This window comes from Lysinibacillus sp. BNK-21, from assembly GCF_048684915.1.
GTDB lineage: Bacteria > Bacillota > Bacilli > Bacillales_A > Planococcaceae > Lysinibacillus > Lysinibacillus capsici.
On the sequence record NZ_JBLQTS010000001.1, the window covers coordinates 3,291,993 to 3,314,819 of the forward strand.

Below are 22,827 nucleotides of genomic sequence, written 5' to 3' on the forward strand. Positions count from 1 at the left end.
TTTTAGAAATTTTTCTTTATTCTTATAATCGATCATCAGGCGTAATAAAATGGACATCCATTTTATTACGGAAATAAGTAAGCTGTCTTTTTGCATAGCGACGGGAATTTTGTTTTAAGCTATCAAGGGCTTCCTCTAGGGTACATTTACCATCTAAATAATCATATAATTCTTTATACCCGATGGCTTGTATAGACTGCACACCACGGATATTTCGCTGCCATAATCCCTTCACCTCTTGCAGAAGACCATTTTCCATCATTAAATCAACACGACGATTAATACGGTCATATAGCACGTCTCGAGACATGTTTTGACCTAACCCTAAAATAACATGGTTGTAAAGGGGTACTTCTCCTCGATTTTGCGCTTCAGCTGCTTTTGATACACCGCTTAATTCCAGCATCTCTAATGCACGAATAACACGACGTGTATTGTTAGGATGGATTGTCTCCGCTGTTTGAGGGTCTAGTTTTTTTAATTTGTCATGCATTGCCTCAGGGCCAAGCTTTTCTAATTCCTCATAGTAGGCTTTTCGTGCTTCTTCATCTACTTTTTCATCAGTAAATTGGAAATCATAGAGGACAGCTTGTACATATAAGCCAGAGCCTCCTACTATTATAGGTAATTTTTGACGAGCTTGTATTTCCGCGATCTTCGCACGTACTAATTTTTGATAATCTGCTACCGAAAAAGATTCTGTAGGCTCTAAAAAGCTAAGTAGATGATGAGGAACGCCCTCCATCTCTTCTTCGGTAATTTTAGCTGTCCCAATATCGAGCCCTTTATAAACTTGCATGGAATCACCATTAATGACTTCACCGTTATATTTTTTTGCCAGTTCAATGCTTAATGCCGTTTTACCAGAGGCAGTCGGTCCCACTATTGCTACGACCTCTGCCTGCTGCAATTTAGTTTCTATCATATTTTTCTAACCACCGTAATAAAACTTGAAAGACCGCTTCTTGATTGTCTTCATTTAAAATTTCATGTCGTTTATCCTCGAATAAATAAACCGTTACATCCTCTACTCCCACCGCTGCTAACTGTTCAGCAACTTTGTAAACGCCTAGCCCCTGTTCACCAACCGGATCTTTACTGCCACTAATCAAGAGAATAGGGAGGTCTTTTCTTACTTTTGCTAATTCTCTTTTACGATTTAGTGTGGCAAAGCCAGTTGTCAAATCCACGAAAAATTGATTCGTTGGAATAAAGCCACAATAAGGATCATCGATATACTTTTCCACCTCTTGTTGTACTGAACATAACCAATCATAGGCAGTCTTCGGATTGGGAAATTGCTTATTAAAGCTACCAAAGCTCAATTGATTTAACAGCTTACTTTCAGTTTCTTTTCCTAGTCCCTTAGCTAAAGCCTTGGCTACTAGATTTCCTACAGCATGCAAGGCTGTCACATTTCCAGTGCCACAGAGAATAACATTATCTACTTGCTCTCCGTATAATTGAATATAGCGTCTAGTAATGAAAGAACCCATACTATGGCCAAAGAGAATTAATGGTACATTAGCGTATGGTACGTGAAGTTGTGTAATCACTTCATGAGCATCTTTTACAACACGCTCAAAGCCGTTTTCTTCAGCAAAAAAGCCCAATGTCCCATTATATGCTGCCGTTTCACCATGCCCACGGTGATCGTGCATCGTCACAACATAGCCTGCTGCGTTGAGTGTTTTCGCAAATGTTAAATAGCGACCGCTGTGCTCTGCCATGCCATGCAAAATGTGAATATGTCCAATACATGGCGTTGAAGGCTCCAATGTTCGCGTGAAGACAAATTGTTCATCCGACATTTGAATATAACGCTCCATCCCTTACTCCCCTTCTTTCACAAAATTTGTTGCATCGTTAATGGCTTGCTCTAATTCAGCAATATATCTATTTTTTTGCTCCTCTGTATAATTTAAGCGTTGTTGCATCACCTGAATCACTTGCTGTTTATAAAGTTTTACTGCTTCAATATCGAAGTATAATAAACCAGTCCGACGGATAAAGAAGTCGCTTGGTGTATAGACCATTTCGGCTTCAATGCCATACAGTAGCATCGCATGTAAGGCAAGAGGCATTGTACTACCATGTTCATGTAAAAATTTCACCCGATCAAATAAGGCATCTACATTCGTGCCATACTTTTGTACGAGATGCTTGGCTTCATCATAATTTAAGCCATATTGTACGCCTTCACGAGCTTTATAGGCAATATAGTCCGGGAAATTAATAGCGTTAATTCCCTTTGCACCAGAAAGTGCTAGCTCACGTGTTAAACAGGCACTTGCATGCTTGTAGCGACGGGACTTCACAATTTTATCCACAATCGTTTCAGCCATTTGGCGATAGCCCGTAAGCTTGCCACCCGCAATCGTCATTAAACCACTTGGCGCTGTCCAAATTTCATCTTTCCTTGAAATTTCTGATGGATCCTTACCTTTTTCATAAATCAGAGGTCGTACGCCTGCCCAAGAGGATTCAATTGTGTCTCTTGTGATAGTAGCAGTTGGAAAGACCTTTTTAGCAGCCTCAATTAGATAATCCACATCTTGCTGTGTTGCCACTGGATGTACAGGATTACCTTCATAGACAGTATCCGTAGTCCCTACATAGGTTTTGCCATCTCGTGGAATGGCAAAGGCCATACGACCATCAGCAATATCAAAATAAACAGCTTGCTTTAGCGGGAAATCCTTTTGTTTGAGGACAATATGAACGCCCTTTGTTAGACGTAATTGCTTGTTATCTGCTACTTTATCTTTTTGTCGTACGTCATCAACCCAAGGACCCGTTGCATTCACAATTTGGGCGGCATGGACATTGAGCATTTTCCCCGTCACATGATCCCTCACTTTAATGCCAACAAGCTTTTTCTTTTCATAAATAAATTCCGTCATTTCAGCATAGTTGAGGCAAAGCGCTCCATATTCTACAGCCTTTTTTAATACTTCAATTGTTAGACGGGCATCATCTGTACGGTATTCTACATAATAGCCACCGCCGACTAAGCCATCTTGATTAAGTAATGGCTCTAATGCCAGGGTTTCCTGAGCATTTAACATCGTTCTACGTTCATGTTTTTTGACGCCTGCCAAGCGGTCATAGACCTTTAATGCCATAGATGTTGTGAAGGGACCGAGTGAACCCTTTTTATATAAAGGTAATAGCATTTTTTCAGGCGTTGTGACATGTACAGCATTATCATAAACAATTTCACGCTCTCGCCCTACCTCGGCTACAACTCCTACTTCAAATTGCTTTAAATAACGTAGACCACCGTGAATCAATTTGGTTGAACGGCTCGACGTACCAGCTGAAAAATCCTGCATATCAATTAATGCGACAGAAAGGCCTCTTGATGCGGCATCTAATGCAATTCCTGCACCTGTAATACCACCACCAATGACTAATACGTCAAAGCTATAGTGCTCTAGATAATATAAAATTTTTGGTCGCTGCTCAAATGAAAACATACCTTTCTCCCCCAATAGCTATGATTTAAAAATACGTGTTGCCTCTACAGCCTTCTGCCATCCTGTATACAGAGCTGTGGCTTGTTCTTCATCCATGTGAGGTTGATAGGTTTCCCCACTCACCCATAATGCAGATAAAGCCTCTTGATTTGGCCAGAAGCTTGTCGCCAGCCCCGCTAAATAGGCTGCACCGAGTGCTGTTGACTCATTCAGTTTTGCTAGCTCTACTTGTAGCTGTAAAACATCACTTTGGAACTGCATTAAAAATTGATTTTTGACAGCTCCACCATCTACACGGAGTACTTCAATCGGAGTACCTGCTGCTTCTTCCATTGCATCTAGTACATCTTTCGTTTGATAGGCTAATGATTCTAGTGTTGCTCGAATAAAATGTTCTTTTGATGTTCCACGTGTTAACCCAAAAATGGCGCCACGTGCATCTGTATCCCAGTAAGGTGTACCGAGTCCAACAAAGGCAGGGACAACATAAACCCCATCGGTATGATCTACTTTTCTAGCATAGGATTCAGAATCCTCTGCTGTACGAATCATCCTAAGTCCATCGCGTAGCCATTGAATAGCTGATCCTGCTACAAATACACTACCTTCCAATGCATAGGTCACTGTCCCATCAATTCCCCACGCAATGGTTGTCAATAAACCATTTTCCGATGTCACTGCCTGCTCTCCTGTATTTAATAGCATAAAGCAGCCAGTGCCATACGTGTTTTTAGCCATTCCTTTGGTAAAACAAGTTTGTCCAAAAAGTGCGGCTTGCTGATCACCCGCAATTCCAGCTATCGGAATTTTTTCTCCAAAAAATATACTTGGAGCCGTTTCTGTATATATTTCTGATGAATTTCTCACTTCTGGAAGCATGGACATTGGGATAGCTAAAAGCTCACAAAGTTCCTCATCCCACTTCAATTCATGAATATTGTAGAGCATTGTTCGAGCTGCATTTGAGTAATCGGTCACATGAGCCTTTCCCTTTGATAATCGCCAAACAAGCCATGTATCAATCGTCCCAAATAATAAATCCCCATTGTCTGCCTTTTCACGAGCGCCTTCAACATTATCTAAGATCCATTTAATTTTTGTCGCTGAAAAATAAGCATCTAAGCGAAGCCCTGTCTTTTGCTGAAAATGTTCTTCCTGTCCTTGTTCTTTTAAGGTATTCACAATGTCCTGTGTTTGGCGTGATTGCCAGACAATCGCATTGTAAATCGGCTGACCTGTGTGTTTATCCCACACCACTGTTGTTTCGCGCTGATTGGTAATGCCGATCGCATGAACCTCACTTGCTTCATGGCCACTTTCGGTTAATACCGCCGCAATAACGGACAAGATAGAACCCCATATTTCATTGGCATTATGCTCTACCCAGCCAGCCTTTGGAAAAATTTGTTGAAATTCTTTTTGTGCTACATGAACAATTTGACCTTTTTTATCAAATAAAATGGCTCTTGAACTTGTCGTTCCTTGATCAATCGCTAAAATAAATTCACCCATCCATTTTCCCCCTCTCCCTTACATAACCCGTTTAAACATTTTTTCCACTTCATATGATGTAAAGTGAATAAGCACTGGACGTCCGTGTGGGCATGTAAATGGATTATCTGCATTGCGTAAATCTCGTAGCAATGTTTCCATTTGCTCTTTTGTTAAATAATGATTGGCTTTGATTGACTTTTTACAGCTCATCATAATTGCGGCTGCCTCACGCAGTTTTTTGATATCAGCCTTTTTAGTTGTCAACACCTGTTCAATTAAATCCTCAATGATTTCCTGTTCCTCCCCTTGTGGGAACCAACTCGGATGCTCACGTACAACAAAAGATGACTGTCCAAATTCCTCTAAAAATACGCCTACAGCTTCTAATTCATGCCTGTGTTCTCGTAAGATCAGTGCTTCATCTGCTGCATAATGGAATGTTAGTGGTAACAATAATGCCTGACGTTCATGAGGATTAACTTGACCGACTTTTTCACGGAAGAATTCGTATTTAATACGTTCCTGAGCAGCATGCTGATCAATTAAATAAAAACCATCCTCCATTTGTGCGACAATGTATGTGCCATGGATTTGTCCCACTACTTCGAGTTCAGGAAAGGGTTCCTTCGTAGGCGTCTCTTCCAATATTTCCGACTGTGCAGCTATTGTTACTTCATCAATTGTTTCAGCCTCTATTTGTGGTGTAGGCTGCCAACTTTCTTCTCGAACCGTAGAAATTAGCTTAGGCTCATCTATCTGTTCAAGATTGTTTTCTTGAATGGTTTGGGCATCATATAATTTTTCTACGATGGCATTCATTTTCTCTACATCGATCTTCGGAGCAGGCTTCCAAATGTTTAATTGCTCAGTAGCTGGTTTAACTATTTTTTCTTTCTTTTCCATTTGTGGGACTCGAATAATGTTGCGTATTGTTTCACGAATGGTTTCCTCTATTAACTTTAAAAGCTCAGCCTCTTTACTTAAACGAATTTGATGTTTTGCAGGATGCACATTCACGTCTGTTAAGTAAGGATCACCCTCTATATATAGAACAACTATTGGGAAGCGCTCGATAGGTAAATACGTATGGTAAGCATCCACAATGGCCTTTTGTACTAAATAATGCTTGACCCAACGACCATTAACAAATAGAGACATATAATTTTTAGAAGCACGTGTTACCTCTGGTAAGGATACAAAGCCAGAAATTCGATAATCATGTGACTCGCCTTGGAATGACACCATTTTCTTCGCATTATGTATTCCATAAATAGCTGCTAGCACTTGTTGTACATCTCCTCGGCCATTTGTTTGCAGTAGTTGTTGACCATTATGCAATAATCTGAATGCTATTTGTGGATTACCAAGTGCGAGGCGATTCATCAGGTCTATTGTATGCCCTAGTTCGGTTTGAATGGTTTTCATATATTTTAAACGGGCAGGTGTATTAAAGAATAGCTGGGAGACTGTTAAATCAGTCCCTTTACGTAACGGACCAGGTTTATGAGTGAGGATATGTCCACCTTCAAGTTCTAAATGTGTTCCAGATTCACCATTTGATGTAATCAATGTCATTTTAGAAACAGAGGCTATGGATGCTAACGCCTCACCACGGAAGCCAAGTGTTCTAATACGAAATAAATCATGTTCCTGATGAATTTTACTAGTAGCATGACGAGAGAATGACATTAGTGCATCCTCTTCATCCATACCGCTACCATTATCTATTACTTGAATAGAAGTGAGACCTGCTTCTAGTAAAAAAACATCAATGGACGTACTCCCAGCATCAATAGCATTTTCCACTAGCTCTTTGACAACAGAAGCTGGCCTTTCTACTACCTCTCCTGCTGCGATTTTATTGGATAGCCATTCGTCCATAATTTGTATGTTTCCCACTAACGTATCACTCCTTTATTTTTTAGCGTTCACTAGCTCTTGCTGTAGCTCATATAAAATATTCATTGCCTGCATCGGTGAAGTACCTAGAATATTTACCTTTTCTAATTTCTTTAGCACCTTTGTCTCGGCTGGGGAAATCGGTTCGTCCTCTGTAAATAAAGACATCTGTATTGGTTGTTCAGCTATCACCTGTGTTTCGGCAACTACTTCTTTCCCTGCCTCAAAGTTCTCAAGTAATACACGTGCTCTAGCTAAAATTTCCTCAGGTAATTGAGCAAGCTGTGCCACATGTATACCATAGGATTTATCAGCCGCTCCTTTTTTCACCTTATGCAGGAAAACGACCGTACCATTTTTTTCAGTGGCTGAAACATGCACATTTTGTAAGCGTGGCAAATCCTTTTCAAGTGCTGTCAATTCATGATAGTGCGTAGAAAATAACGTATTGGCTCCTATTTTGTCATGAATATATTCCATCATCGATTGTGCCAAGCTCATACCATCATAGGTCGATGTTCCACGTCCAATTTCATCAAATAGCATTAAGCTATTTTTTGTTGCATGCATAATAGCATGTTGCGATTCAAGCATCTCCACCATAAATGTAGATTGTCCTGCCGCTAAATCATCAGCCGCCCCAATCCGAGTAAAAATTTGATCGGTAATTGGTAGCTTCGCTTTTTCAGCAGGTACATAGCAGCCCATTTGAGCCATAACAACAATTAATGCTACTTGACGCATATAAGTACTTTTACCAGACATATTCGGCCCTGTAATAAGCATCATATTGTTCTGCTCTTCTAGCACACAATCGTTTGGTACATACATTTGCTTGTTCAGCATTTTTTCAACGACAGGATGGCGTCCTTCTATAATTTTAAGGGCACGTCCACCATGAAATTCTGGTTTCGTAAATCGATATTTTTCTGAGACGCTTGCAAAGCTTAATAAGACATCCAATTCACTAATGTTTGCTGCTAGTGCTTGGACACGCGGAATATAAGTTTTTAATACATCACGAATTTCTACAAACAGGTTGTACTCTAATGTTAAGCTTTCTTCTTCAGCATTTAAAATCAATGCTTCTTTTTCTTTTAGTTCCTGTGTAATATAGCGTTCCGCATTCGCCAGTGTTTGTTTTCGCTCATAGCGTGTTAAATCTGCTAAATGAATATTTGATTTTGTAATTTCTATATAGTAACCAAAAATGCGATTATAGCCTATTTTTAAATTTTTAATACCCGTTTTCACACGCTCTTCTTGTTCAAGTTGGGCAATCCAATCCTTACCATTACGAGCGGCATAGCGAAGTTCGTCTAAGCGTTCATTATAGCCGTCACGGATAACATCCCCTTCTTTAATGGTAATAGGGGGATTATCTGTAATCGCTTTTGCTAATAATGCCTCGACATCTGAGCATGTATCAAGTTCCGCACCTAATTGCTGTAATGTTTCTTTATTTGACCCCACCAACTGCTGTTGAATAGTTGGCACTTGGCGTAAAGAATCACGCAATTGGGCTAAATCTCGTCCACCCACATTGCCAAAAGCAACACGACCAGCCAAACGCTCTAAATCATATACTTGTTTTAAGGATGCTTGAAGCTCTGTTCGTACAAAATATTCTTCCAATAAATCCGTAACAATCGCTAGTCTAGCCTCGATTGCTGAACGTGTGGCAAGCGGTTGGTGTAGCCATTGCTTTAATTTCCGTCCACCCATCGCTGTCACCGTGTCATCTAATAGCCATAAGAGTGTACCTTTTTGATCGCCACCTCGAATCGATTGAATCAGCTCTAAATTGCGCTTTGAGCTAGAATCAATGCGTAAATAATTTTTAATTTCATTAAACGTGAATGCCTGAATATGTGATAAAGATCTCATTTGTGTTTGGTCAATATAAGCTAACAATCGAAGACACGCAATTTGTAACGGTTGTGGTACAGCTTCTAGATAACTTGCTGCTTTGTCCATTGGCATTTCATTCACTTCAATTGAAAGTACGATCCCAGCATTGACGGCATGCTCTGCTAATAATAGCTGCAAACTATCCGTTACAATCAGTTCTCGAATTCCGTAAGCCTGCATTTGCATTAATAAGGCTTTTCCATCGCCTTCAATAGAAGACGCTACGGCTTCACCTGTGGATAAATCTAAATAAGCATAGCCAAATGTTGTGTCATCTAATTGCTCTGCCGCTCCAATAAAATGATTAGATTTACCATCAAGAGCCTTTCCTTCCATAATTGTTCCTGGTGTGATAAGCTGAACAACTTCACGTTTGACCACACCTTTTGCTTGCTTTGGATCTTCTGTTTGTTCACAAATAGCCACTTTATAGCCTTTTTGCACAAGTGTTTCAATATAATTTTTAGCCGAATGATGCGGCACACCGCACATTGGTATTCGCTCTTTTGCGCCTGCATCTCGGCTTGTTAATGTAATTTCTAAAATTTGTGAGGCATTGATTGCGTCCTCAAAAAACATTTCATAAAAGTCACCTAATCTAAAAAATAAAAAGGCATCTTTGTAATCTTCCTTTACCTGTAGATACTGTTGCATCATTGGTGTATATGTTGTCATATCACTATTTACCTCGCTCTTGCCTTATAGATATATTTATTATAACAAAAGATACATGCGAAACGCTTTATTCACCTTTTTTAAGATGCTAGCATTTCGCATGTATCAAAAAATGATGTTTTTTAGACTTATCTTGGTCGTTCATCAGGAAACGATGAAGACTCTAACACATACCTGCCTTCTCCTTCAGGACTTGAAGAGGAGCTAGAACTAGAGCTTGATGAGGATGAAGATGAACTTTCATCATTAAGGCTCCAATCTTCTTCATAGTCTAGTGGATGGACACTAATACAAATTGTTGTTTCACCCATTACCTCAACAACTACTTCACGTTCCACTACAATTTCAAACTTTGTACCACATGGAGAGATAATCGCTTCAATACAATTTGGTTCTTGTATCACACGTACACGAACATCATCACCAACGCTAATTTCACCGTCTCGATAGTGAAGCTTCACTTTGTCTTTATAGTGAATCGTTTCAGAAAACACAGCTGTTTTCGAATGATTACTATAGGCATACCAAACATTGACATCAAATTTCCCTGTTACTTCTACAAATTTCCCGACTCTTTTTGCAGAGCAAGTGTGATTGATTACCCAGCACCCTAAAATACTTGTCGGTTTATTTGTTGGTGATAATGTTACACGTTCTTCCGTTCTCTTCTTCCCTTTGGCAACTACTGCTTTCGTCACGATTTGTCGTAAACGTTTCAGCGCAATTCCTCCTTCGACTCTTTTCACTCCATCATATGCAGGTAGCGCCCATTGGGTGAACATATATTTTTAGAGAATGAAATGGATCATTTAAAACTTTGCGATGAGAGGTCTATTATAGCAGCTGAATGCTTCAATAGAAGAAGACGTAAAAAAAGCTCGAATGACAGCATTCGAGCTTTGATTTCTATAATCTGTTAAGAGCAGCTACCTGGTTGACTATTTTCTACGTATGAACCCGTTTCACCACGAAGAACATCGCCACCAGTTGAGCGAATAATTTCATTTGTAACATTATTTGCGATCGTATTTGAAACAAGTTGCAATAAATCATTCACATCGCCTTGTGATTCTTTAAATTGTTGCACAACTGGGATGGCATTAATTTCTTCCTCGATTTTAGCAATTTTATCTTCAATCATTTTTAATGCTTTTTCTTTCCCTAGGTGTTGGAAATTAACCGCTTGTTTTTGTAAGCTTTTTAAGCTTGCAATACGTTCACGTACTTGTTGATTTTCGTTAATTTGCGCTTCTGCCTTTTTGAAAAATTCAACCTCTGGCGTATTTGCAATCATATGTGCAATTTCATGTGATTTTTTAATTAAATCTTCTTTTGTATATAAGACTTGTGTCATTTATGCTTCCACCTTTTCATTTTTTACGACTTCCACAAATTCACCAGTAAGTGAATAGGATGTAGTCTCTGTTATTTTTACTTTCACTAATTGACCAATTACTTCTGCTGGTGCTTTGAAGTTAACTAAACGATTTTTCCTCGTATAGCCCGCTAACACATCGTCGCGTCGTTTACTTGTGCCTTCAACTAATACTTCGACAACCTGGCCATTTAAACGCTCTAATGCTTTGCGAGAGTATTCACCTACCACTTCATTTAAACGTTGAAGACGCTCTTTTTTCACCTCTTCAGGTACATTGTCAATCATTTTTGCAGCTGGTGTACCTTCACGTGGCGAATAAATATACGTAAAGGCTGCGTCAAAGCCAACTTCACGGTATAAGGACAATGTTTCCTCAAACTGTTCCTCTGTTTCATTCGGATAGCCAACGATAATATCTGTTGTTAATGTTACTTCAGGTATTGCCGCTTTAATTCTATCCACTAAACCAAGGAAATGCTCGCGTGTGTATTTACGCGCCATAATTTTTAGCACGTCATTCGAGCCCGATTGTACTGGTAAATGGATATGCTCCACTAAGTTGCCACGCTTTGCAAGAACTTCGATTAAATGATCATCAAAGTCACGTGGATGACTCGTTGTAAATCGAATCCGCGGAATATCGATCTTTCTTAATTCATCCATTAAATCGCCAAGACGATAATCAATATCCTCAAAATCTTTACCGTAAGCGTTGACATTTTGTCCCAATAACATAATTTCTTTGTAGCCCGCTGCCGCTAGCTCACGAACTTCAGCAATGATTTCCTCTGGTCGGCGACTGCGCTCTTTTCCACGTGTATATGGAACGATACAATACGTACAGAATTTATCGCAACCATACATAATATTAACCCAAGCCTTAATGGAGCCAAGACGTTTCTTCGGCAGATTTTCAATGACATCGCCTTCTTTAGACCAAACCTCTATGACCATTTCTTTTGACATGTAGGCTTCTTTTAAAATGTTTGGCAGACGGTGAATATTGTGTGTACCAAACACCATATCAACATGTGGGTAGCTTCTTAAAATTTTATTAACCACAGATTCCTCTTGCGACATACAGCCACAAACCCCTATTAGCATCTCAGGGTTTTTTCGTTTATATTTCAGCAGGAAACCAAGTTCTCCAAATACTTTGTTTTCTGCATTTTCACGAATAGCACATGTATTTAGCAAGACAACGTCAGCCTCTTCAATCACCTCTGTTGGTGTGTAGCCTAGCTGCATAAAAATCCCGGCCATTACTTCTGTGTCATGCTCATTCATTTGGCAGCCATAAGTCATGATATGATAACTTTTTCCCTCGCCTATTCCACGGAAACCGTTTTCTAAAGCATATTGAATATGTTCAGCTACTGTTTTACGTTTTTTTCCATCAATCATTGATGGCCCTTGAAAATATGTTGAATAATCTTTTTCTGATTCTTTATTTTTATTTTTCGGTAATGTTTTTAGTTGTTCTTGCTCTAATTCAAAAACACTCTTACCTGTTCTCATTTCTTCACTCACTAAACGGACGCTCCTTCCTCACAAATGAATTATACAATTATTTTTATGTTTTATCATTAATAAGCAAAAAGTAATTGTTACAAAACTAAAACGTCACATTTCCTGTCCATACAAATAATTTTTACTAATCCTTTATAATAGATGAAACTTCACCTTTCTCAATAGTTATAACAATAATTAGAATAGTTTATAAATAATTCCAAACCTTTGTTATTATTGATTTATATAAAACAAAGGAGTTTAGGCGTTATAGGCTTTACTGTTGTAGCTGACAAATCAGTGGAATTACAAACGATCTTGAAGGAAAACCCGACATAAGTAATTTTGAGTACAAACCAGGGTATTTTTGAGTAGATAATGATATTACTTCAATTTATGACTTACATTCAACTGCAAAAGATGAATTGATAGTTGTAAATGGAGGCACAGCTTTGGACAGATTGCATTATTATCAAAGGTTACAAGTGAAGAATTTAAACCTCTTTTAGCTAAAGAAGGTGGCGGTTCAAAATATATAATGGCTTTAGCTCAAACTGTTATTGTTGATGGTAAAACTGTGTCGAACAATTTGTTTTCAGATTATTTGTTCTACAATCAAAACAGGCTATACTAATATTATTTTGGAAGCAACACCCTCAAAGTTATAAAACTAAAGCTAATGAATACGAAAATGTACGAACATTGAAAGATTGAGATATTATTGATCAATAATAAATAACAAAAGACACCAGAGTAATGAACTGCTCCCTGTCAAGTAGACAGTGGAAATAATAAAAAATGTATTAAGCGGCTTGAGCCCTGAATTCTAAAGGACTCAAGCCGTTTAATCGTTTCTGATAACGATAGTAATTATAAAAATGAATATAATCATCAATCGCTAGTTTTAACCCTTCATATGAATCGAACTTATGCAAATAATACTTCTCACACTTCAATGTGCCCCAAAATGATTCAATTGGTCCGTTATCAATACATCGACCAACACGGGACATACTTTGTGTCATATTGGCTGTTTCCACAATTCGTTTAAATCCCTTCGATGTATATTGAAAACCTCGATCACTATGTATTAATGGCTGCTCGCCTGATTGTAATGATTGAATAGCTGATTTTATTGTTTTGAAAACAAGGGAATTATTATTCGAATGACCTAACACATAACTCATAATTGAACCATCATATAAATCGATAATTGCACTTAAATAAGGTTTTTTCCCGTTTCTATACTTAAACTCTGTGACATCTGTACACCATTTTTCATTTGGCTTTTCCGAGGTAAATGCCCGATTAATACGTTCTCCGCCACTGATGCGCTGGAGATTTACGATAAGGCTTTCTCTTTCGCCTAATAACGGACTTCAATCCACTCACCTGCATTAAACGATAAATACGCTTCTCGTTAACCGTCGCTTGATTATTCTTTATTCGCTGACGATTGATTGTCAATGTCATACGACAATAGCCGTAAATGCCATCTACTTGGTGGTAAAGGAGATCAATATCCTTTGAAATGGCTTCATTTTCAACTTCTCTGTTAGATGGCTTACGACTTAGCCACTTATAGTAAGCGGCGCGCGAAACACCCACGATTTCACATAATAAAAGAATCGAAAGTTTCTCCTCTTGGTGTAATTCTTGAATTGCTAAATAGCGTTGTTGTAAGCGAATTTGGCTTAGCGACGCCTCCTTTCGATTTCCTCTAACTTTTTTAAAAATAGATTTTCAGCACGTAAGCACTCATTTTCACGCTCGATTCGTTTGATTTCTAACCTTAAGTTTTTCTTCGGCTGTTAATTCAACTTCATTTTTTGTTCGACCGCGATGATCACGTAATCCCTCTTCATCAGTCGCTTCAAATTTCTTCACCCAATGGTATACCTGTTGATACGAAACATCATAGGCTTGTGCTGCTAATTGATAATTTTTCTGGCTCTTTAAACAGTAGTTGACAATTTGAATATGTTCCTCAAACGTTTTCTTTCTTCCTTATATAGAACTATTTACTTATGCAATATTTGCACAGATTTAATAAATTATTTAAATTTAAAATGTACAGATTTAATATTTCATAAATCGAATATTTAAATAAAGCACTACGTTAAATAAAGATTATGAAAAGCTATATAATTTTATCTTTGGTTAAAACCCTATTAATAATTCCACAATTGGATAATCATTATCAAAATTGTTAATATTTGTTTATTTTTGTAAATTATTATGTTATTATATAAATAATCTACTAGAAGGAGGTTACTAAATGGAAATAATATAGTTTACTAGATATTGGTTGTCACACAGTGTTGAGAATCATATTATTAAAAGGATGGGATAAAAAATGAAAAAAATTATTACAGGAATCGTTGCAATAATTTTTATGTTTTCAATAACAACGCAGTTTCCCGCAACCGCAGCACAAATAGAAAATGAAACAATAGATAATTTATCGACTATTCTTACAAGTGTATTAGAATTAGATAAAGAATTTGATAAAACAATAGGTTTCTATGGAGACTATATTGCTATAGATACTAATTTAGCAAAAAAACAAGGTGCAACAGATTCTGATATCAAGCTTGCAATATCAAAAGTAAATGAACATAATCAAATAATAAACGATACATTGGCTATACAGCCATTTGTAACATATGATGAAAATGGTTTTTATTTTGATGAAGAGTCAGCTAGAAAAGAAAATGTATCTGAAGACTTAATTGAGTCTACTACAAAAGACTTTGAATTAATGAATTCTGTCCAGCCGTTAGCTGCATGTAACGGTAAAAGTAAGTATGAAAAGACTTCAGTTGGATTCTATACTTACTTTGATAGTTGTCAAGCTTCCAAGATAATAACTTATATTCAAATTGGAGCAGGAATAGCTACACTTGGAGCTGCTATCGCTGCCTTTATTGCTCCTCCTCTTGGATTAGCTACTATTATTGCAATAGGATTAATTGATATTGGGGCAACTGCCTTAAACTTATCAAGCGTTAAGGACTGTGGATTATGGATTAAATGGACAGGTACAGTAAATCCAGATCCTTTCTGGATAGGTTCTCAATGTTAATTATTAAAAAAGGGGGATAGTTGTGTTATCTATAGTTCCTATTATTCTTTTTGGTATTTCACTCACCCTTTGTATTGTACTATTTCTTAGAATGAATCGAATCAAAGAACGTAAAGAGAAATTACCTCTAATAATTCTATTTAGTTTCACTCTACTTAGTTTTTTAGTGCTATTGTATTCTGCACTATTTCATTAAATAACATTGTTATTTTTTTGAAGTGGGAATGAGCAGAACCTCTGAATCAGACTACTATTCAGAACGATGAAAGCTGAAAAAACACTCATTTGTTTTAGAGTTAAAAACAAATGAGTGTTCTTTTTTATGCTATTCTAGGTCACGTGCGCACACGCCTTTTCTTATACTACACTATATTTACAATGTCATAAAATTACCATAAAATACACACTCATTTTCACTTATATATTTTGTCATTTAAACATAAATTGATATGATAATAGTGGGGATTAAAGAATAACTTAAAATAACAAATATACCTTTTTAAGAGGTGATAAGAGATTGAGCTATAAGTATGATTTGTCGATTCGGCAAATATAAATCGGTAAAATTTAAATATTCTCATCAAAATATGTTTGAATATTCCGAAACTGTTATTGCTATAAATAACCAAAAGAAAAAGCACAGTCTGTAAAGATAAGATTCTATCATTTCATTTTTAAAAATTATTTCTTTAAAAGACCAATAATTCTACTAATTTTATAGGAAACTAAATAATTCTCTACATTTCTCTCTATCTCCACTTCCTTCTAAAAGCGAATATATTTGAAGTAATTCAAAATAACCTTAGTGCTCCACTATTTTTATTTGATATCTAAGTGACTTTTTTTAAAAGCCGCAGCAACTATATAATGTATTGTATCAGATACATAATTGTTATATCTGTAATCTGAATAGCTACTTTCTCTTAGATAATCAATTAAGCGAATTAAGTCTCCATCGAAAAAATCTTTGAGATGTTTTCGTTGATATCATTTCAATATTAATAAGATTATTGGTTAAATCTTTTCCTACTGTTGGTTTAGTTTTTCTTCTAAAGTCAACAAATCAATCTTTATATCTTTAAATTCATTAGATAAACTTTAAATAATTTGATTTCTGATTTATACAATTTATGAAAATACTCTATAGCTTTTAATTGTTCGATATTATCCACAGCGCTCTCAAAAGAGTCTTTCCTAACCCTATTGTCATACACATGTGAACTCGCTATTAAAAGATTTTATAAGCATAATCAATATTATATTCACTAATTATTTTTAACAAATTGAAATACCCATCATTTTCAATTTTATTTTTGCGCAATTCATCCGTTATTTCCAATAAAGTACTACAATATTTTTTTACTATATTTGAAGGTACCAATTTTTATTTATCAGTTATTCGAAGCTTTCTAAAACAATTTCATCTAAAAGATAATCCTTTCTTTGATTCATTCTTATTAAAGCATTTTCTATACCTAAATTTAATGTCTCATAACGCTTTTCAATATCTAAATCACTTAACAAAATGAAATAATAAATACGAATCTTAAAGCCCTATCCTTCATTTCACATATGCTAACCATTGCTTTTGTTAAAATACTTGCTGTATTTTATCTGTAAATATGAATGATACAATTTCAGCTTTATCCAACGCTTGATATTCATATCTTCTTTATATAGTAATGCATCCGTGTATTGCCCTTCTTTCATTAATTGCTTTGCTTCTATTTTTAATTTTTCATTCTTCATGTATTTAAATAGCGTTTTTGCAGGAAGTAGTGACCATACATGCTTCGTCTGGACATATGTTCGTTCATGATTAACCTGGTATAAATAATCATCCACCACATATTGCATTAAATTATACCCGCTTGCGGTCACATAGTAGCTTGAAGCCCCTGCTCGCAAATTCATTTCAAATAGCTTGTATTTCCCGTCCCTTGCATCATATTTCATATCAAAATTAGCAAAGCCCGTATAGCCGATGTCCTCTAAAAAATGCCGAATGGATTCCATTAGCTGTTCATCATAATCGGTCATAACAGCTAAAGAAATACCTTTGTTTTGTGGAGATGGATCTTCGAGTAGCTTGTTGCTAAGACACATTAATTTTACTTTTCGATCTCTTCCTACATATACATCTAGAACACGGATATAGGAATCGTCGCCTGGAATAAATTCTTGAACGATTAAGGTGTCTTGATAGCTAGAACGATAAATACAGCGAATAATGTGCTGCATCTCATCTGCATCGTGCACTAGATATATTTTTTTCTTTTCAGGAAAGGAACAGTTCGTATATGCCACGGTATTGGAGGGTTTAATAATAATGGGATACTGGATTGGAATTTCTCTATTTGGATGATGTTCCTTTGTTATAATGATGGTTTTGGGGTATTTTAACTGATATTTATCACAAAGCCTGTAGAACTTCTCCTTTGTTTGCACCCTATTTAGTAAAGCCTGATCAATGTAAGGTAAAATAAAGTACTTTTCAAGCTGCTCTTTATTTTCAATGATAAGCTCTGCATAGTAGCAGTCACAAACTAATAAAATCAATTTCTTTTGTTGGCACTGCATGGCCAATCCCACTAGCACTTGTACAAAACGGGTAGGATCATCTAAATGTTCAACGTATTGAAAATCCAGAATACCGCTATTCTGCGTGGCAATTCCCTGTGAGCCTTTCAAAAGGAGTGAGCGCATCGTCCTCCCTTTTTTTGCTGGCTCAATGACAAGACTTTTCATGCGGTAGGCTGCATAAAATGAGCGTGCTACCCCGTACGCATGCTGACCCGATTGTATAATAATAGGTAAAAAGGGTTGTTCTTTAATAGATGTCAATCTGAATCGCCTCACATTATAAAAATGAATTTAATCATTTGTATGCGAGTAAAATTGTACTTATGTAATACGAATAAAAGGCACTACATTGAAGCTTTAGTGCCCTTTACTCAACCTATAACGTCATCATTTTTTTCACTCTCTGTTCAAAGGAGGCAATAGCTTGAACGCCATAACCCTTTAGCAGCTCTGTATTGGCAAATGTATATTTACCTAAATCATCTGGGAAATGTGCATCAGAGGATACAGTAAAAGCAACTCCATGCTCAAGTAAGGTTTGTAAAAAACGAGGACCCGGGCACATTTCCTGTACAGGGTAACGATAATACAGCCCGGCATTGATTTCAGTGGCGGTTTCAGTAGACGTTAGTGCCTTTGCAATACGTTTATACCAAACTTCAAGAAACGCACGATCCTCCACCTGATAATTAAATACTTTAAAATTATCTAAATGGGCAACAAAATCAAACATATTGGAAAGAATCATTTTCTCTACTACTTTAAAAAAACGCTCATAATTTTGTTGTAAAGAGGGTTGATCCATTTGCTCAAAAAGATACTTTGTTTGTGGATTATCAAAGCCCCACCCATCAACAAAATGAACAGAACCAATTACATAATCCCAAGGATAACCTGCTAGCAAAGCAGTTAATTCCTCCTCACCACCAACAAAATAATCTGCCTCTATACCAAGTCTCAGTGTAATGCCATGTTGACGCCATTTTTCCTTTGCCTGCTGAATGGTCGTCACAAAAGCGTCCATATTTTCTGTCATCACACGATCCAGCCAATAGCGCTGAATTTGTCCAATTTCACTATCATCCAGCCTCATAAAACGCTCAAAATAGGCACGCGTTTCTTGAAAACGATATAAGTGATCGACAATCCCCACCTCACGTAAGCCGAGCTGCTTTGCCTGTTCAAGATATAAATCCAACCATTCCTCACTATAACAGCCATTTTTCACACGCCTTGCTAGACGCTGTAAATGACAAGTTATTTGTTGTTTGGAGCCTTTTTCCGTTTCATCATCCGGATAAAAAAACTCCAGTGCCTGCGATGTACGCTCTAGCCAGCGAAATGAATAAGGCCCCTCTTCTAAATGTACGTGATAATCAATTGTCATCCACTCTTCCCTCCATTACATATCGTCCATTTTTCCTCATAAGCCTGCCATTCTAATGGACAAGTGCTTTCGCAAAGAATTTCTGTACATTCATCAAGATGACAGATTTGAAAAAATGATTTGCCATTAATTTTAGATGCATCGGCTAATAAATAACTCACTTTGCTATGCTTGAGCATTTTCTTTGAAATAAGAGATTCATCCAAATCGTAATCATAAACCATGCCCTCACTCATGCCACCACACGATAAAAAGGCCTTATCAAAATTCATATTATCTAGCATTTCTAACGTCATAGCACCTGCAACAGAAGATTGTTTTGGATTCGCCGTACCTCCTAGTAATATGACCTTGCCTGTCATGCGTCGTTCTTCTATGGCTAAATTAAATTGAATAGCTGCTGCAATTGAATTCGTTACAACCGTTATATCTTCCACAGCTAGTAAAAAATCGGCTATATGTACTGTTGTAGTACCTGTATCTACTGCGATAGTATCGCCGTCGCAAATGCGTTTTGCAGCAATACGAGCAATTTGTCTCTTTGCGTCCTTGTGCATTTGTAGCTTGCGTAAAAATATCGGTTCATTACGTACATTCGTATATTTAATAGCCCCGCCATGAACTCTTGATAATAAATGCTGTTGTTCTAATTCATCAAAGTCTCGGCGAATTGTTTCTGGTGCTACCTGAAGGGCATCGGCAATATTGGCAACAATAATTTTCCCTTCAGAATCTAATTGTTTTAAAATAAATTCAAATCTTTCCAGTTTAGCGTAAGTCATGATAGCGCAATCACATCTTCTTGTGCGACATAACACTTATAGGATTTTCCCATTTCAATCGAATACCCTTGTTGATGCAGTTGTTCCATTGTAAACGCCATTTCTCCTTCAAACGTAGTACGGATAATATTGCCGCTCATTAATGATTGTTTGGCAACCCCAAAGAGACATAAGTCCCCATCTCGTTGATCGAGATGTAACGCCTCAGGTCGTATAGCAAATTTCGTAGCTTGCTCTATTAAAGATGCTCCAAGCATTTTTTCTAAAGTTTGGCGTGGAAAAACATTATAATGACCGATAAAATTAGCAATAAATTCATTATTTGGTTTCGTATAGATTTCCGTTGGCGTACCATTTTGGGCAATGCTGCCATTATTCATGACAAATATTCTATCCGAAACAGCCATTGCCTCTTCCTGATCATGTGTAACTAGAATCATTGTCATATTTAATTTTCGCTGAATTGCTCGTAAATCTGCTTGAAGTTTTTTGCGAATTTGAGCATCAAGCGCACTAAGCGGCTCATCTAATAACAGTACTTTAGGTCGGACAATTAATGCACGGGCTAGAGCAACACGCTGCTGTTGACCTCCAGATAATTCTTTCGGATACGCATTAGCTTTCTCACTTAGATGAACAAGCGCTAGCATTTCATGAACACGCTGCTCTATATCTGCCTTATTAACTTTTTGCATACGCAAACCAAAAGCAACATTTTCGAGCACAGTCATATTAGGAAAAAGTGCATAGGATTGAAAGACCATACCCACTTGACGATCCTTCGGTTGTACCCCACTCATATTTTTTCCTTCAATCAAAATCTTTCCTGCCGATGCATCTGTTAAGCCTGCAACAATACGCAAAATCGTACTCTTTCCACAGCCACTAGGACCTAATAGTGTGATAAATTCTCCTTTTTGAATTTCCATATGAATATTGGTTAAAACAGATACTTGTCCATATTTTTTATGAAGCCCTTCAATAACAAGATAACTCATAGATTTGTAGCACCTTTCGATCGTTTCGTTACGATAGCAATGACGAATGTTAAAAGACCCATTAGCACGAGATAGATGAAAACAACAGCACTAGCAATATGTCCACTTGTGCTAAGCTTTTTCATTAAATAAATTTGAACGGTTTCAAAGCGAGAACCTACAACAAGATTAATTAAGACAAACTCACCAAATAAGACAGAGAAGGATAATAATGCCCCTGCAAATAAGCCTGGATAAACGGTAGGCAGTAAAATTTTTGTGAATGCCTGCCTTTTGGATGCGCCTAGTAATTGAGCGGCATCAAGTAGCTGCCTCGCATCTATATTTCTTAAACTATTTCGTGTACCTTGATAGATATAAGGAAGAATTCCCACAACATAGGCCCCTAAAACAACAAATATCATCGGTATACCTATTTGGCTATAAACGCGTATAAGCCCAACAGCTAAAATGATTCCTGGAAAAGAATACACCATCACCACTGCCATCTGTATCCATTTTTCATATCTTGGAAAGTATAGGACGATGACGAAAATAGCTGGCACAATGACAAGGAGTGCAATACTAACTGCCCCCCCTGCTAAAAATACTGAGCGGCCAAATGCTTGCATAAAATCGGTATCCTGAAACAATGCCGAAAGCCATTTTAGTGTGAGTCCTTCTGGCAATATCGTTTTATTCCATTTTGTTGCAAACGCATAGAGCATTGTTGCTAACACTGGTAATAGTAAATATCCCATGAGCAGAAGGAAAAAGAAATCAGCCAAACCACGCTTTTTCATTTTACTTTCCTCCTTGTTTTAGAGATGCTCCACTCACTGATCAGCATGGCCGTCACCATTGTCACTGCTAATATAACTGCAATGGCACTGGCTAGCTCTGGCTGAGCAAATATATCACCTTTTATTAAGGAGCCGATACGAATCGCCACTAAATTATAATTACTGCTTGTTAATGCATAAGCAGAAGCATACGCACCCATAGCATTGGCGAACAATACACTAAAGGTTCCCACAATTCCTGGGAGCATAACAGGGAGACCAATTTTCATCCAAAACTGCCAGCTAGATGCACCAAGAAGAGCTGCCGCCTCCTTCCACTGTTGCTGAATTCCATCATAAATGGGATATAGCAGCATTAGTGATAATGGCAGCTGAAAGTAAATGTAAATAAGTAACAAACCGCTCCAACTGTATAATGAAAAGGATGTCAACGCCTCAATATCCCATTTGTCAAATAACAATGTAAATAAACCACTATTGCCAAGTAAAACGATAAAAGCAAATGCTAGCGGAATACCTGAAAAATTGGAGGTTAAGTTCGTAAGTATTAAAATCTTCTCCCGTACTGGCTCTGAAAACTTCATCATGGCATAAACTGCAAACAAGGTGATAAGTAACGCAATCATAGCTGAGATAACAGATAAAGTAATACTATTTTTAAAACCTTGAAGAATGTAGTCGTTCGTAAAAATTGATTCATACTGCTTCAGAGTAAAGCCCTCACTATTTTGAAAACTTGTAATGAGCATATATAGGAGCGGTACTAAGAAAAACAGTAATAGTAATACAAGAAAAGGCGAAAGCCAAGCAATGGATTGCCGCTTCGATATCAACACACTCACTTCTTTCTATAAATGACTTGCGG

At 37.2% G+C, this 22,827-nt stretch carries 16 protein-coding genes and 1 pseudogene; 1 reads left to right on the forward strand and 16 read right to left on the reverse strand.

What is annotated here, in order from left to right:
* Window positions 1–22: 22 nt before the first annotated feature.
* The 10 genes and pseudogenes from miaA to ACMGGO_RS16975 all read right to left on the reverse strand — a co-directional run.
* Window positions 23–925, reverse strand: a complete 903-nt coding sequence (miaA, locus tag ACMGGO_RS16930; RefSeq protein WP_420282084.1) for a tRNA (adenosine(37)-N6)-dimethylallyltransferase MiaA — start codon at window positions 923–925, stop codon at window positions 23–25.
* The gene (locus ACMGGO_RS16935; protein WP_016991959.1) at window positions 912–1,829 is read right to left on the reverse strand and encodes an alpha/beta fold hydrolase; all 918 of its coding nucleotides are present in this window, start codon (window positions 1,827–1,829) and stop codon (window positions 912–914) included. Before ACMGGO_RS16935 ends, miaA begins: the two co-directional genes overlap by 14 nt.
* 3 nt (window positions 1,830–1,832) lie before the next feature.
* Entirely contained in the window at window positions 1,833–3,479 is a 1,647-nt protein-coding gene (locus ACMGGO_RS16940) for a glycerol-3-phosphate dehydrogenase/oxidase (RefSeq protein WP_349725368.1), read from the reverse strand.
* Between the two features lie 18 nt (window positions 3,480–3,497).
* Window positions 3,498–4,991: a glycerol kinase GlpK gene (glpK, locus tag ACMGGO_RS16945; RefSeq protein ID WP_054550562.1), complete on the reverse strand. Its 1,494-nt coding sequence runs from the start codon at window positions 4,989–4,991 to the stop codon at window positions 3,498–3,500.
* 18 nt (window positions 4,992–5,009) lie between these two features.
* A complete protein-coding gene (gene mutL, locus ACMGGO_RS16950; protein WP_420282085.1) occupies window positions 5,010–6,872 on the reverse strand; it encodes a DNA mismatch repair endonuclease MutL in 1,863 nt (620 codons plus the stop codon).
* Between the two features lie 15 nt (window positions 6,873–6,887).
* A complete protein-coding gene (gene mutS / locus ACMGGO_RS16955; RefSeq protein WP_054550560.1) occupies window positions 6,888–9,458 on the reverse strand; it encodes a DNA mismatch repair protein MutS in 2,571 nt (856 codons plus the stop codon).
* A 128-nt stretch (window positions 9,459–9,586) separates the two neighbouring features.
* Complete coding sequence (cotE, locus tag ACMGGO_RS16960) at window positions 9,587–10,240, reverse strand: outer spore coat protein CotE (RefSeq protein WP_175400709.1); 654 nt, start codon at window positions 10,238–10,240, stop codon at window positions 9,587–9,589.
* 134 nt (window positions 10,241–10,374) lie between these two features.
* Window positions 10,375–10,812, reverse strand: coding sequence for a RicAFT regulatory complex protein RicA family protein (locus ACMGGO_RS16965; RefSeq protein WP_048391473.1), 438 nt, complete (start codon window positions 10,810–10,812; stop codon window positions 10,375–10,377).
* Window positions 10,813–12,366 carry a tRNA (N6-isopentenyl adenosine(37)-C2)-methylthiotransferase MiaB gene (gene miaB, locus ACMGGO_RS16970; protein ID WP_004225844.1) on the reverse strand — a complete coding sequence of 518 codons (1,554 nt, stop codon included), beginning with the start codon at window positions 12,364–12,366 and terminating at the stop codon, window positions 10,813–10,815. It abuts the gene before it with no gap.
* A gap of 782 nt (window positions 12,367–13,148) precedes the next feature.
* Window positions 13,149–14,352 (reverse strand): annotated as a pseudogene (locus ACMGGO_RS16975) (IS3 family transposase); the annotation flags it as partial.
* A gap of 349 nt (window positions 14,353–14,701) precedes the next feature.
* On the opposite strand from ACMGGO_RS16975, the gene ACMGGO_RS16980 reads away from it, so the two are divergent.
* Entirely contained in the window at window positions 14,702–15,430 is a 729-nt protein-coding gene (locus tag ACMGGO_RS16980; protein WP_244205561.1) for a hypothetical protein, read from the forward strand.
* A 1,575-nt stretch (window positions 15,431–17,005) separates the two neighbouring features.
* Here ACMGGO_RS16980 and ACMGGO_RS16985 read toward each other — a convergent pair.
* The 6 genes from ACMGGO_RS16985 to ACMGGO_RS17010 all read right to left on the reverse strand — a co-directional run bounded on the left by ACMGGO_RS16985 (window position 17,006) and on the right by ACMGGO_RS17010 (window position 22,804).
* Entirely contained in the window at window positions 17,006–18,274 is a 1,269-nt protein-coding gene (locus ACMGGO_RS16985) for an ATP-grasp domain-containing protein (protein WP_066036565.1), read from the reverse strand.
* A gap of 115 nt (window positions 18,275–18,389) precedes the next feature.
* Window positions 18,390–19,400 carry a histidinol phosphate phosphatase domain-containing protein gene (locus ACMGGO_RS16990; RefSeq protein ID WP_305193150.1) on the reverse strand — a complete coding sequence of 337 codons (1,011 nt, stop codon included), beginning with the start codon at window positions 19,398–19,400 and terminating at the stop codon, window positions 18,390–18,392.
* A complete protein-coding gene (locus ACMGGO_RS16995) occupies window positions 19,397–20,182 on the reverse strand; it encodes a DeoR/GlpR family DNA-binding transcription regulator (RefSeq protein ID WP_420282086.1) in 786 nt (261 codons plus the stop codon). The genes ACMGGO_RS16990 and ACMGGO_RS16995 overlap by 4 nt, the downstream gene beginning before the upstream one ends.
* A complete protein-coding gene (locus ACMGGO_RS17000; RefSeq protein WP_066036564.1) occupies window positions 20,179–21,180 on the reverse strand; it encodes an ABC transporter ATP-binding protein in 1,002 nt (333 codons plus the stop codon). The genes ACMGGO_RS16995 and ACMGGO_RS17000 overlap by 4 nt, the downstream gene beginning before the upstream one ends.
* Complete coding sequence (locus tag ACMGGO_RS17005) at window positions 21,177–21,962, reverse strand: ABC transporter permease (protein ID WP_281216816.1); 786 nt, start codon at window positions 21,960–21,962, stop codon at window positions 21,177–21,179. The genes ACMGGO_RS17000 and ACMGGO_RS17005 overlap by 4 nt, the downstream gene beginning before the upstream one ends.
* Window positions 21,959–22,804: an ABC transporter permease gene (locus ACMGGO_RS17010; RefSeq protein WP_181574653.1), complete on the reverse strand. Its 846-nt coding sequence runs from the start codon at window positions 22,802–22,804 to the stop codon at window positions 21,959–21,961. Before ACMGGO_RS17010 ends, ACMGGO_RS17005 begins: the two co-directional genes overlap by 4 nt.
* Window positions 22,805–22,827 lie beyond the last annotated feature (23 nt).